10 protein-coding genes are annotated in these 13,113 nt (G+C 44.2%); 8 read left to right on the top strand and 2 right to left on the bottom strand.

The features are described 5' to 3' along the window. Positions 1-66 precede the first annotated feature (66 nt). Positions 67-606 (bottom strand): ferritin-like domain-containing protein, encoded by a 540-nt coding sequence (locus D1136_RS09710; protein WP_161877444.1) that lies wholly within the window; start codon positions 604-606, stop codon positions 67-69. Between the two features lie 339 nt (positions 607-945). Here D1136_RS09710 and D1136_RS09705 point away from each other — a divergent pair, with 339 nt between their 5' ends. From D1136_RS09705 to D1136_RS09670, 8 genes are all read left to right on the top strand, one after another. Continuing rightward, positions 946-2,793 carry an OmpA family protein gene (locus D1136_RS09705; RefSeq protein ID WP_161877443.1) on the top strand — a complete coding sequence of 616 codons (1,848 nt, stop codon included), beginning with the start codon at positions 946-948 and terminating at the stop codon, positions 2,791-2,793. 12 nt (positions 2,794-2,805) lie between these two features. Beyond that, a complete protein-coding gene (locus tag D1136_RS09700; RefSeq protein WP_161877442.1) occupies positions 2,806-3,549 on the top strand; it encodes a biotin--[acetyl-CoA-carboxylase] ligase in 744 nt (247 codons plus the stop codon). 245 nt (positions 3,550-3,794) lie between these two features. Next, complete coding sequence (locus D1136_RS09695; protein ID WP_161877441.1) at positions 3,795-5,630, top strand: DNA topoisomerase IV subunit B; 1,836 nt, start codon at positions 3,795-3,797, stop codon at positions 5,628-5,630. Between the two features lie 191 nt (positions 5,631-5,821). Then, positions 5,822-8,407: a DNA gyrase/topoisomerase IV subunit A gene (locus D1136_RS09690; protein WP_161877464.1), complete on the top strand. Its 2,586-nt coding sequence runs from the start codon at positions 5,822-5,824 to the stop codon at positions 8,405-8,407. A 48-nt stretch (positions 8,408-8,455) separates the two neighbouring features. Next, the gene (locus tag D1136_RS09685) at positions 8,456-8,914 is read left to right on the top strand and encodes a shikimate kinase (protein WP_161877440.1); all 459 of its coding nucleotides are present in this window, start codon (positions 8,456-8,458) and stop codon (positions 8,912-8,914) included. 8 nt (positions 8,915-8,922) lie between these two features. Continuing rightward, positions 8,923-9,918 (top strand): MBL fold metallo-hydrolase, encoded by a 996-nt coding sequence (locus D1136_RS09680; RefSeq protein WP_161877439.1) that lies wholly within the window; start codon positions 8,923-8,925, stop codon positions 9,916-9,918. 5 nt (positions 9,919-9,923) lie between these two features. Then, the gene (locus D1136_RS09675; RefSeq protein ID WP_161877438.1) at positions 9,924-10,511 is read left to right on the top strand and encodes a nitroreductase family protein; all 588 of its coding nucleotides are present in this window, start codon (positions 9,924-9,926) and stop codon (positions 10,509-10,511) included. Positions 10,512-10,569: 58 nt separating this feature from the next. Then, positions 10,570-12,411: an endonuclease/exonuclease/phosphatase family protein gene (locus D1136_RS09670; RefSeq protein ID WP_161877437.1), complete on the top strand. Its 1,842-nt coding sequence runs from the start codon at positions 10,570-10,572 to the stop codon at positions 12,409-12,411. Between the two features lie 46 nt (positions 12,412-12,457). Here D1136_RS09670 and D1136_RS09665 read toward each other — a convergent pair whose 3' ends face one another. After that, positions 12,458-13,060, bottom strand: a complete 603-nt coding sequence (locus D1136_RS09665; RefSeq protein ID WP_161877436.1) for a nitroreductase family protein — start codon at positions 13,058-13,060, stop codon at positions 12,458-12,460. Positions 13,061-13,113: the final 53 nt, after the last annotated feature.

Below are 13,113 nucleotides of genomic sequence, written 5' to 3'. Positions count from 1 at the left end.
AAAATTGTTTTTTCGGAAAGTGAAATATCCCCTTGAAAAGAAATTCAAGGGGATATTGTTTTAGTTTTATTCTTGTACGGCGTTTTTATTTACTCCGTTTTCGGATATGAGAGTAAGTGATATATCCGTATTCTTTTCCTCGGCCAGAATTTTTTGCAGTAATTTGGCTACTTCTTTTTCTTCCATTTGTTCGGCAAAAATCACCAGTGTTCCGTAAGAGGCGATTTCATAGTGTTCTGTTTTTTGTGCGGCCAGTACCAGTCCGGCATCCCGGGTGTAAGAATCTTTCTCTGTGTCTTCGATTATGCTGTCGGCTTCTTTGATTAGCCCTGCCATGGCTTCACATTTTTTGCTTTCCGGTTTTTCGCCCATGAGTTTGAATACTTGTTCCAGAATTTGGATTTGTCCTTCGGTTTCTTTGGTATGTTTTTCGAAAGCATGGGCTAATTTTTTGCTTGTGGCAGCTTTCATCATTTTGGGTAATGCTTTCTGTAGGGCTTGTTCCGCCCAATAAATATCCTTTAATTGGTCTATAAAAAATTCCCTGAATTTGCCATTGTCCGTTTTCGGTTTGTTTTCTTTTGAGTTGTTGTTTTTTGTTTCCATAATCTTCTTTGTTTTATTGTTATTATTCTGGTAGGTATTCTTTTATTGTTATTTACGTATTTGTCGTATTGTTGTTGATAATCAATATATTAAACTTAATTATTTTGCGTAAATAAATGAAAATCAGTTTTGTATTCATCCGGTATTCTTTCGTTGTTTTGTTGGATTCGTGTATTTTGTGTATATAAAGTCTGGGGGATAAATGGCCATGTGAGGTTTGTCTTTATTTTTTTTATAGGGATTTTGAGGTATCTTTGTAAAAGGAATTGAACGGTTATGGTTGGGGGATGCGGAAGAGAGAGATTCTGTGAATGTATAAATGATTTTATTTTAGTTGATATGTGGAAAATGGCAGGTCTTATTTTTATGAGTCTGTTGCTGGTATTGTTGGCAGAAGGACAGGAAAGGCGGGAAGTAAACAAGAAAGCTTTGGGATTTTTCCAGCATGCGCGACAAGCTTTCCGGGAAGGTAAACAGGAAAAGGCTCTGGAGATGCTGAACAAAGCGAAGTCCTGCGCTCCGGACTTTTCTGCTTTGTATTTGCTGGAAGCAGACATTTATCATAAACAGGGGAATAAGGCAAAAGAGGTTTCAGCTATTGAGGCAGCCATTCGCTTGGATTCGCTTGCGGACCATCCTTATTATTATTTTGTTTTGGCAGGAGAGCGTTTTGAAGAGGGAAGATATGAAGAGGCCCGGGGATTCTATCGGCTTTATTTGAGAAAAGATAAGCGGAAACAGGCGGAACGCGAAGCCCTGAGGCAAATCAGGAATTGTGATTTTGCTTTGCAGGCCTTGAGAAGCTTTGAGAAGCCGGCGACAGAGTTGTATCTGGAAGGAAAACTGCCGGTTTACTGGCCTTCGCTGGATGTGAAAGGGAATACTTTATTGTTTACCGAGCAGAACGGGGAGGAAGAAGCCATGTGGATGTTGCGGGATAGTGTCCGTTATCCCTTGAATTTTCAGGTGACGGGTAATTATGGCGCACCTTCTTTAACGGCGGATGGGAAAGTCATGTATTTTTCTATGCATAGCGGGGAGCGGAATGGTTTTGATATTTATGTATCTTACCGTTTGACAGATACGACCTGGTCTGAACCGGTGAATTTAGGATATCCGGTGAATACAGAAAGTTGGGATGCGCAGCCGGCTATTTCTGCGGATGGCACCCGTTTGTTTTTTGCTTCTACCCGGGAAGGAGGACGGGGAGGGAGTGATATCTGGTTTTCCCGTTTATTAAGACGGGAGGCGGACGGACGTCAGGTATGGTCTGTGCCGAAATCCCTTTATTTTAATACTCCGGAGGATGAGATGGCTCCTTTCCTGTATTTTGATAACCGGACGCTTTTTTTGGCATCAGACGGATATCCGGGAATGGGAAAAAAGGATATTTATAAAGTGGACCTGGATGTGGCATCCGAACCTCTGAACATTGGCATTACGGTAAACAGTCAGAAAGATGAGTTCGGGTTTATGGTGGATGCCAGCGGGAAATGGGGGTATTTTTCTTCCGACAGAAGCGGGAAACGGTGTATTTACCGCTATCGTTTGGAAGATTCGGTTGCTTGCCCTGCGGCTGTTTATACAGAGTTTCTGGTTTTGGATGAAAGAGGAGAGGCTGCTGTTCCGGACCGTTTCACTTTAGTAGATATTGCGCATGCAGATACTGTGGCATGGTATGATAAGAATTACATGCCGGAACGGATATTGGCCTGTGTTCCGGAGAATCGTTTGCTTTTGGTTGGCGTGATGAAAAAAGGATATTTGTATTATTCAGATACTTTGCAGAGTTCAGGAGATATTGCTCCGGTGTGCAAGATACAATTGAAGCCTATTGAAAAAAATCAAACATTGGTACTTAAAGGAATCTTTTTTGATATAGACGATTACCGGCTGAAGCCGGAATCTTATCCTGAATTAAGGCAGTTGCTGGCTTTCCTGCGTTTGAATCCTAAGGTAAGAATAGAAATTGCCGGACATACTGATGATACGGGCGGGGATGAGCATAATTACCGGTTGTCTGAGGACAGGGCCTTTGAGGTATATAAATTTTTGTTTTTGCACCGAGTGCCGAAGGAACGGATGGAATATAAAGGTTACGGAAAAGACCGGCCTTTGGCTCCGAATGATACGGAGGGCGGAAGGGCGAAAAACAGAAGGACGGAAATCAAGATTATTGACAGTTAAGAGGACGGAATTATGGTAAGAAACTACAGGTCGGGCGGTTTTGAGGTTGTGGAGTACGATGAGCTTGCCTCGACCAATACTTTGGCAGAAGAGATAGCATCAAGCGAGCTGAAGGATAAGACGGTGATATTTACCCGGAAGCAGACCCGGGGCAGGGGGCAGGCGACCAATAAATGGGAAAGTGCTCCGAATCGGAACATCTCCATGACAGTAATTTTGTGTCCGGAACTTCTGGAAGCCGGAAAGCAGTTTGCTGTGTCGATGGTCATTGCCCTGGGATGTCTGGATTTTTTGAAGCGGTATGTGGGACAGGTGTCAGTGAAATGGCCGAATGATGTGTATGCCGGTGACCGGAAAATCGCAGGGATTTTGATAGAGCATCGTATTGCCGGTCCTTTTGTACGGAATTCGTTGTGTGGTATAGGAGTGAATATAAATCAGGAGAAATTCTTGTCTGATGCTCCAAATCCGATCTCCTTGCTACAGCTGACCGGCAGGGAAATGTTGCTGGATGATGCTCTGGCCGGTTTGTTGGAATGTATCGGAAGCCGCTATGTTCAGATTAATGATTATAAGGCTTTGGAGGAAGATTTTTTGCAATACATGTACCGGGCCGACGGGGTGTATTGGTGGGAGGATGAAGCGGGACGGTTTGAGGCCTCAGTGGCGGGAATTGATGAATACGGGCAGTTGGTTTTAAGGGATATTCAGGGCCGGAAAAGAATTTATGCCTTTAAAGAAGTTAAATACTGTTAGACAGATACCGGAAAAAGGGACAGGCAACGGATTGGATGGGACAGAACGGAGGTGAAACAGGAAGAAAAAAGCGAAATTCCGGCTGGGAAAATAAGTAAAATTTGATTATTTTTGCCTGACAGTCCGGGAAAACAGTTGTGAAATCTGTAAATTCAAAAGTCTTTCAAGCTGAAAGAATTGTTTCTTCTGTTGGATTATATTTTTTGCGGACGGATTATAAAGTCTTAATAATATTATAAGGTTTAATGGTTGAGAATTATTCGGAAGATTCGATCAGGACGTTAGATTGGCAGGAACATATCCGATTGCGTCCCGGTATGTATATTGGCAAATTGGGGGATGGGGCTGCACCTGACGACGGTATATATATTCTGGTCAAAGAGGTGGTGGACAATTCCATTGATGAATTTGCCATGGGGGTTGGTTCAGAGATTTTGATTACCGTGGAGGACAGGAAGGTGACGGTCCGGGATTTTGGCCGAGGGATTCCCCTAGGTAAATTGGTGGATGCTTCTTCTAAAATGAATACCGGAGCGAAGTATGATTCAGAAGCTTTTAAAAAGTCGGTCGGGTTGAATGGTGTCGGTATTAAAGCGGTGAATGCTTTGTCTGAATTATTTGAGATTCAGTCTTTCCGCGACGGTGAGACTAAATACGTTTGTTACAGCCGGGCTAAAATCGTGGAGGAAAGGGATATCGAACCGACCCAGGAGCCTAATGGTACCAAGGTTACTTTTCTGGCAGATAAGGATATTTTCGGGAATTATCATTATATCGCTGAGTATCTGGAGGCGATGGTGAAGAATTATATTTTCCTGAATACGGGCCTGACGATTGTTTTTAACGGGCATAAATTTTATTCCAAGCGGGGGTTGTATGATTTGTTGGTGGAGAATATGAATGGTGAGGGGTTATATCCAATCATCCATTTAAAAGGGGATGATATTGAGATGGCTATGACTCATGGCCGGCAGTACGGGGAGGAATATTATTCCTTTGTGAACGGGCAGCATACCACTCAGGGAGGAACCCATCTCACGGCTTTTCGGGAGGCTGTGGCTAAGACAATCCGTGATTTTTATAAGAAGGATTTTGATATGTCGGATATTCGTACTTCGATTATCGGTGCTATCAGTATCAAGGTGCAGGAACCGGTGTTTGAATCGCAGACGAAGACCAAGCTGGGGTCGAAAGATGTAGGTCCGGGCGGACCTACCGTACGGAATTTTATCATGGATTTCGTGACGAAGGAGTTGGATAATTATCTGCACCGGAATCCGGATACGGCGGAATTGTTGCTGCGGAAGATTGTAGAGACAGAGAAAGAGCGGAAAGCCATGTCGGGTGTTCAGAAAATTGCCCGGGAAAGAGCTAAACAGGTGAGCCTGCATAATCGGAAATTGCGGGATTGCCGGGTGCATTTCAACAGCAACCACGAACAAAAAACCGAATCTTCTATTTTCATTACGGAAGGGGATTCTGCCAGTGGTTCCATTACCAAATCCAGGGATGTGAATACGCAGGCGGTGTTCAGTTTACGGGGTAAACCGTTGAATTCCTATGGGCTGACTAAGAAAGTGGTTTATGAGAATGAAGAGTTTAATCTTTTGCAAGCGGCCCTGAATATAGAAGACGGGTTGGAAGACCTGCGTTATAATAATGTCATTATTGCTACGGATGCCGATGTGGACGGTATGCACATCCGTTTGTTGCTGCTGACATTTTTTTTGCAGTTCTTCCCGGATTTGGTCAGGGGGGGGCATGTTTATATTTTGCAAACTCCCTTGTTTCGGGTGAGAAACAAGAAAGAAACCCGTTATTGTTATACGGATGCCGAGCGGGAACAGGCGATACGGGCATTGGGACCGAAGCCGGAGATTACCCGGTTTAAGGGTTTGGGCGAGATTTCTCCGAATGAATTTGTTCATTTTATCGGTAAAGATATCCGATTGGAGCCGGTGCGTTTGTCAAAGGGAGATTCCATAGATAAGGTGTTGAGTTATTATATGGGCAAGAATACTCCCGAGCGCCAGGATTTTATTATTGATAACCTGTATATTGAAAAAGACGAACTGAGGTAATATATTGACGATTTATGAGTGAAGATATCATGGATATAGATTTGAACCTGGAGGGAGAAAAAGGGGAGGAATTCCGCGAAGGAGTTAGGCAGCAAAGAGGTGTGGAGGATGTAGTGCCGTCGGTTAGCGGACTGTCGGGGGGTAGTGCGGTTTCCGGTGCTAAGGAAGAGGAGGACGAGCCTCAGTTGGTTATGGACCGTGCCGGCGAGGAAAACGGAAGTATCCGTTCCATCCAGCATTTGGACGGAATGTATCAGAAATGGTTCCTGGATTATGCTTCTTATGTTATTCTGGAGCGTGCAGTGCCTTATATCAATGACGGCCTGAAACCGGTTCAACGCCGTATTTTACATTCCATGCGGGAATTGGACGACGGACGTTATAATAAAGTAGCCAATATTATCGGTAATACCATGAAGTATCATCCGCATGGGGATGCTTCTATCGGAGATGCGTTGGTGCAGTTGGGACAGAAAGAACTGTTGGTGGATTGTCAGGGGAATTGGGGAAATATTCTTACCGGCGATGATGCCGCAGCTCCCCGATACATTGAAGCCCGTTTGTCTAAGTTTGCGTTGGAGGTGGTTTTTAATCCCAAAACGACGGTTTGGAAGCCTTCTTATGACGGGCGTAATAAAGAACCGATTACGCTGCCGGTGAAGTTTCCTTTGTTGTTGGCGCAAGGTGTGGAAGGAATTGCGGTGGGACTGGCTTCAAAAATTCTGCCTCATAATTTTAATGAGTTGATGGATGCCTGTATCGCTCATCTGAAGCATGAAGATTTTGTGTTATATCCTGATTTCCCTACGGGAGGGATGATTGATGTGTCTAAGTATAATGACGGTATGCGGGGGGGGGGAGTAAAAATCCGGGCCCGGATAGAAAAAGACAATAACAATAAGGCGTTGAAGATTACCGAGATACCTTTTGGACGCACAACTTCCACTTTGATAGACAGTATTCTGAAAGCAAATGAGAAGGGAAAAATCAAAATCAAAAAGATAGATGATAATACGTCCCGGGATGTAGAGATATTGATTCAACTGGCTCCGGGAGTATCTTCGGATAAAACGATAGATGCTTTATATGCTTTTACCGATTGTGAATTATCCATTTCTCCCAATTCGTGTGTGATTGAAAATGAGAAGCCGCGTTTTATGCCGGTTTCGGATATTTTGCGCCAATCGGTGGATGATACGGTGAGGTTGTTGCAATTGGAATTGGAAATTCGTTTGAATGAATTGCAGGAGGAGTGGCATAGTGCTTCTTTGGAAAAAATATTTATTGAGCAGCAGATTTATAAAGATAAGGAATACGAAGAGAGCAAATCCGGGGAAGAAGCCATCCCTCATGTGCGGATGCGTTTACAGCCTTTCGTCGGGAGATTCTTTCGGGAGATAACCGATGAGGATATACTCCGGCTTTTTGAGATAAAAATGAAACGGATTTTCCGTTTTGACACGGAAGAGGCCGACCGGAAAATAGAAGGTTTGGAAAAGGATATTGCCCAGGTAAAGTATGACATAGAGCACATTATTCCTTATTCTATTGCTTACTATGAACGAATCAAAAACAAGTACGGAAAGGGACGGGAACGGAAAACCGAGATTCGCAATTTTGAGAATATTGAGGCTGCAAAGGTGGTGATTGCCAATGAGAAATTGTATATGAACCGGGAAGAGGGCTTTATCGGTACGGCATTGAAAAAGGATGAGTACATCTGCGATTGTTCGGATATGGACGACCTGATTATCTTTAAGAAAGACGGGACTTATTATGTGACGAAAGTAGCGGATAAAATTTTTGTCGGTAAGGATATTTTGTATGTGAATGTCTTCAAGAAAAATGATAAACGTACCATTTACAATGTGATTTACCGGGATGGGAAATACGGCTCGTCGTATGTGAAGCGTTTTAATGTGACCGGAGTGACCCGCGATAAGGTATATAACCTGACGAAAGGGGCTTCAGGCTCTAAGGTGCTGCATTTTTCGGCGAATCCCAACGGGGAGGCTGAAGTGGTGAAAGTATGCCTGAAACCGAAGCCCAATCTGAAAAAGCTGGTATTTGAATATGACTTTGCTGATCTGGCCATTAAAGGACGCGATTCGCAGGGGAATACGCTTTCAAAAAATGATATTCATAAAATCAATGTCATACAAAAAGGTATATCAACGCTGGGGGGATGTAAAATTTGGCTGGATGAAGATGTGTTGCGTTTGAATACGGATAACCGGGGAAAATACCTGGGTGAGTTCCAGGGGGAGGACCGGATATTGATTGTGAATAAGAATGGAACTTATTATACTACCGATTTTGATTTGAATAATCACTATGAGGATGGTTATCTGGTGTTTGAAAAGTTTGAAGCCGGAAAGGTCTGGTCGGCTGTATTTTTTGATGCAGAACAGAATTATTACTATCTGAAGCGTTTCCGTTTTGAAGAATCGGCCCGGTTGAATACCATAATAGGAGAATCGGAAGGTTCCCGGTTGGTTGCTTTGAGTTGTGAGCGTCATCCGCGTTTTGAAATTTTATTCGGGGGACGTTATGAGGCCCGGCCGGCAGAAGTGGTTGTGGCAGATGAATTTATTGCTGAAAAATCATTTAAGGCCCGGGGAAAACGATTGACAACCTTTGAGGTGAAAACAATCCGGGAAATAGAACCTTTGGTAAAGGAAGAGGAACCGGCGGAGATAAACAATGAGGTGGAATTTGAGATTACCAATCCGGAAGAATTAGTCGGGGAGGAACAAATGACCCTCGATTTTGAATAACGGGATAAGAATATCCGGAATTTGTAAGGTGTAACGAGTCTGTTGAGTATGAAATATTTTTTAGTCGGCTATATGGCTTGCGGTAAGACCCACCGGGGAAAAGAGATGGCCGATGAGCTGGGGATTCGTTTTATAGATTTGGATGCTTATATTACAGAGCGGGAGCGTCGTTCTGTACCGGAGATTTTTGCAAAAGAAGGGGAGGCAGGATTTCGAAAACTGGAAACCCGCTATTTGCAGGAAGTTTGTGATTTATATGAAAGTTTTGTGCTGTCGACCGGAGGAGGAACTCCCTGTTTTGGTCATAATATGGAATATATGAATGCCCGGGGGCATACGCTTTTCCTGAATACCGACCCGGAGGTTATTATAGGGCGGTTGATCCGGGGAAAGCAGAAACGGCCGATGGTCAGTAAACTCGGAGACGATGAAATCCGGGATTTTGTTTATCGTCATTTGGAAGAGCGTTTACCTTATTATCAGCAGGCGAAAGAAATTGTTAAATGACGTAGGTTATGGGAGAACACATCACTTTTCGGAGAAATGAGGGCTTGATTACGGTGAAGCCTTACTGGCGCGGGAATCCGGTGGTGAAAGGACATTTTGTTAATCGTCAGCATAAGATGAAACACGGGATAGGAAGTGTCATGAAGTGGCGGTTTTCCCTTAATCCTCAACGTAAAGAGAAACGCCGGGAGATCTGGGAGCCTCAGTTATTACCTTTGAAGACCCTTCAGAATGTGACCGGCCATTCTTTGGTATGGCTTGGGCATAATTCTTTTTTTATGCAACTGGCCGGTAAGCGGATTATGTTTGACCCGGTTTTTGGAAATATACCCTTTGTCCGTCGTAAAAGTAAGTTTCCGGCTGAGCCTGATATTTTCCGGGGAATTGACTACCTGTTGATCAGTCATGACCATTTTGACCATCTGGATAAGCCGAGCATTGCCCGGCTCTATCGGAATAATCCTGGCTTGACTCTGTTTTGTGGTCTGGGGACAGGAAAATTGGTAAAAGGATGGTTTCCGGAGATGAAAGTCATTGAGGCGGGGTGGTATCAGCAAATTGCTGATGAGGGATTGAAGATTACTTTTTTGCCTGCACAACATTGGAGCAAGCGTTCATTGAGTGATGGCGGACAGCGTCTTTGGGGAGCTTTCATGTTGCAGGGAGAAGATTTGTCCGTTTATTACGGAGGAGATACGGGTTTTTCGACACATTTTACGGAGATTCAGGAACTTTTCGGTCCTCCGGATTATGCTTTGCTGGGAATCGGGGCTTATAAGCCCCGGTGGTTTATGCAGCCCAACCATATTTCTCCGTACGATTCTTTGACTGCTTCCGCGCAAATGCAGGCAAGGGTGACTATACCCATGCATTACGGTACTTTTGACCTGTCGGATGAACCGTTGAGTGACCCTCCTGCCGTGTTTGCCGAAGAGGCCCGTAAGCGGCAGATAAAAGTTCTGATTCCGGCTTTGGGGGAGATTGTGAAATTAAACAAGATATAAGTGATATGAGAATTGTTTTAGTAGTACTTTCTTTTATTTTGATGATTATGACAGCGTGTAATTCTTCGCGGCAAGACCGGAAATGCGGTACCAAAGATGCGATAGAGAATATTTTTTCCCGGAAGAGTGTCCGCAAATATTTGCAGCAACCTGTGGAAGATGAGAAGGTTGAACTTTTGCTGAAAGCGGGTATGGCTGCTCCCAGTGGTAAGGACGTACGTCCCTGGGAATTGGTGGTGGTCCGTGGGCGGGCTGTGCTGGATTCTATGGCAGAGGGGTTGCCATATGCAAAAATGTTGAAAGAGGCCCCTATGGCTATCGTCGTATGCGGAGATGCCATTAAATCGTCCTATTGGTATGTTGATTGTTCGGCAGTGGCTCAAAATATTTTATTGGCTGCGGAGGCCTTGGATTTAGGTGCGGTCTGGACTGCGGCTTATCCTTATCCCGACCGGATGGAAGTGGTGCGGCGTTATACGCAATTACCCGACCGGATTCAACCTTTGTGTGTTATTCCTGTCGGCTATCCGGCAATACCCTATCATCCGAAAGACAAGTGGAATCCGGAGAAAGTTCACTATGAGGTATGGTGAGCAAGCGGATTGATTGGAATGAACTGAAATCAGAAATAGCATTTAACCTTATCCGTAAATGATAAAAAGAGTTTTGTTTTGGACTTTTATTCTATGTTACGGTTTTACGTTTCATACAGCGAATGCCCAGAAAACCTTAAGGGTGATGAGTTACAACATCCACAATGGGGTGGGAATGGATCATCAGGCAGATTATGAACGTGTTGCAGAAGTTATTAATCGTTATGCTCCTGATATTGTGGCTATCCAGGAAGCAGACAGTGTCACCCGGCGTTCTTCCGGTGTGGATGTTCTGCACTGTTTGGCCGACTATACTTTAATGCACCGGTTGTATGCTCCTTCTATAGACTATGAAGGGGGTAAATATGGCATTGGGTTGTTGTCTAAGGAAAAACCTCTCCGGCAGCGTGTTTTGGCTTTACCCGGCAGGGAGGAAAAACGGGTTCTGCTGATAGCGGAGTTTGCCGGTTATATATGTGCCTGTACCCATTTTTCTTTGGTCCCGCAGGACCGGATGGCTTCTCTTGCGCTGATTACCGAAGCTGTTCAGCAAACGGACAAGCCGGTACTTCTGTTGGGAGATTTGAATTCTACCCCGGAGTCTTATGTATTTACAGCTTTGAAAGAAAAGTTTGTGCCATTATCGGATGTAAAAAAGAAAACTTATCCGGCTAACGAACCTCAGAAATGCCTGGACTATGTCTTGGGTTATACGGGAAACGGGACTACCTATACCGTTTTGGGAAGTTGGGTGATTGAAGATACGGTTGCTTCTGATCACCGTCCTGTTTTGGTTGACCTTCGTTTGAAGACCCCGGCGGACCGGATTTTCCGGACTCAGCCTTATTTACAAAATCCGGTAGACGGCGGTATAACGGTGAGCTGGCTGACCCATGCTCCTGTGTATAGTTGGGTGGAATACGGGACAGATACGGTTGAATTGAAGCAGGCACGTACTCTTATGAACGGTCAGGCGGTTTGCAATAACTATATTCACAAAGTGCGGCTTGAGCAGTTGAAACCGGGGACGACTTATTATTACCGGGTATGTTCACGGGAGATATTGTCTTATCGGGCTTATAGTAAAGTCTTTGGTGATACGGCGGTTTCTGCATTCCGTACTTTTACCCTTCCGGCTGAACAGGATTCAGATTTTACGGCTTTGATATTTAATGATGTTCATAATCAGCATAAGACATTGGACACTTTGTATGAGCGGGTAAAAGATATGGATTATGATTTTGTTGTTTTTAACGGAGATGTATTTGATGCACCTGCAAAAGAGGATGATGCAGTACGTTCCCTGAGTTATTACAATAACAAAGTGGGGGCAGACCGGGTGCCTGTATTTTATTTGAGGGGAAACCATGAAATCCGGAATGCTTATTCTATTTATCTTCCCGGTTTGCTTGATAATGCAGGAGGAAAAACATACAGTGCCTTTCATTGGGGAGATACCCGTTTTGTCCTGTTGGATTGCGGTGAAGATAAACCGGATGATCATTGGGTGTATTACGGATTGAATGATTTTTCCCGCTTCCGGCAGGAGCAGGCTGAGTTTTTGGAGAAGGAAATCCATTCCAGGGCTTTCCGGAAAGCTGCCAGGCGGGTTTTGATACACCATATTCCGGTTTATGGAAATGTGGATGAATATAAACCTTGTACGGATTTGTGGGGAAAGATATTGGCGAAAGCACCTTTTCATGTTTCCCTGAATGCACATACCCACCGATATGCCTATCATCCGAAAGGGAGTGCCGGAAATAATTTTCCTGTTTTTGTCGGAGGCGGGTATTCCTTGAAAGATGCTACGGTTATGATTCTGAAAAAGGAAGGAAACAAAATGACTGTGAAGGTGTTGAATGCTAAGGGAGATGTGTTGGACGAAATAGAAGTGTGACAGTGAACGATTTCAGATGGCCATCAGGCCACCTGAAAATCCGGGTTTATTTAAATACCTTGATTCTTTCGCACAGGGGTTTAAATTCTTTCTTGGCAGGGGGGGCCAAGGGAATTCCGAAAGGCATCTGGGCGATCAGATTCCAGTGTTCCGGGAGCTCCCATTCTTTTATGACCTGTTTGTCAATCAATGGGTTGTAATGTTGAAGGGAGGCTCCGAATCCGGCGTCTTCGAGCATCGTCCATACGGCCAACTGATGCATGGCAGAGGTTTGTTGGGACCATTCCGGGAATTTATCCTGGTATAGAGGAAAGGCTTTTTGGAGATTTTCAATGACAGACCGGTCTTCAAAAAACAAAACGGTGCCATATCCCGAAGCAAAAGATTTGTTGATTTTTGTTTCTGTGGTGGCGAAAGCCGGAGGAGGGACTGTTTTTTGCAGTGTTTCTTTTACGATTTGCCATAGCTTTTGATGGTGTTCTTTTAGTAACAGTACCATCCGTGTGGATTGCGAATTAAATGCGGAAGGAATGTGCAGAGCTGCGAAGTCCAGAATTTCTTCGATATTGTCGTCGGGGAGCGTGGTTTGATTGCTTAGCGCATAATAACTGCGTCTGTGTTTCAGGGCTTCTTTGAGATTTCGTTCCATAGCTTATTGTTTTAAGTTTTTTTTATATACGTGTTCCGGAAAGATAAGATGCT

This window comes from Odoribacter sp. Z80, from assembly GCF_009935865.1.
In the GTDB taxonomy this organism is placed as follows: domain Bacteria; phylum Bacteroidota; class Bacteroidia; order Bacteroidales; family Marinifilaceae; genus Odoribacter.
The sequence above is the reverse complement of the archived record's forward strand: the minus strand, read 5'-3'. Positions and strand labels throughout refer to the sequence as shown.

Excerpts from the sequence above, each read along its gene's own strand:
- D1136_RS09685 (WP_161877440.1), top strand. The coding sequence starts at position 8,456 with ATGAAATATTTTTTAGTCGGCTATATGGCTTGCGGTAAGACCCACCGG.
- D1136_RS09695 (WP_161877441.1), top strand. The coding sequence starts at position 3,795 with ATGGTTGAGAATTATTCGGAAGATTCGATCAGGACGTTAGATTGGCAG.
- D1136_RS09680 (WP_161877439.1), top strand. The coding sequence starts at position 8,923 with ATGGGAGAACACATCACTTTTCGGAGAAATGAGGGCTTGATTACGGTG.
- D1136_RS09710 (WP_161877444.1), bottom strand. The coding sequence starts at position 606 with ATGGAAACAAAAAACAACAACTCAAAAGAAAACAAACCGAAAACGGAC.
- D1136_RS09700 (WP_161877442.1), top strand. The coding sequence starts at position 2,806 with ATGGTAAGAAACTACAGGTCGGGCGGTTTTGAGGTTGTGGAGTACGAT.
- D1136_RS09705 (WP_161877443.1), top strand. The coding sequence starts at position 946 with ATGTGGAAAATGGCAGGTCTTATTTTTATGAGTCTGTTGCTGGTATTG.
- D1136_RS09665 (WP_161877436.1), bottom strand. The coding sequence starts at position 13,060 with ATGGAACGAAATCTCAAAGAAGCCCTGAAACACAGACGCAGTTATTAT.
- D1136_RS09675 (WP_161877438.1), top strand. The coding sequence starts at position 9,924 with ATGAGAATTGTTTTAGTAGTACTTTCTTTTATTTTGATGATTATGACA.
- D1136_RS09690 (WP_161877464.1), top strand. The coding sequence starts at position 5,822 with ATGGACCGTGCCGGCGAGGAAAACGGAAGTATCCGTTCCATCCAGCAT.
- D1136_RS09670 (WP_161877437.1), top strand. The coding sequence starts at position 10,570 with ATGATAAAAAGAGTTTTGTTTTGGACTTTTATTCTATGTTACGGTTTT.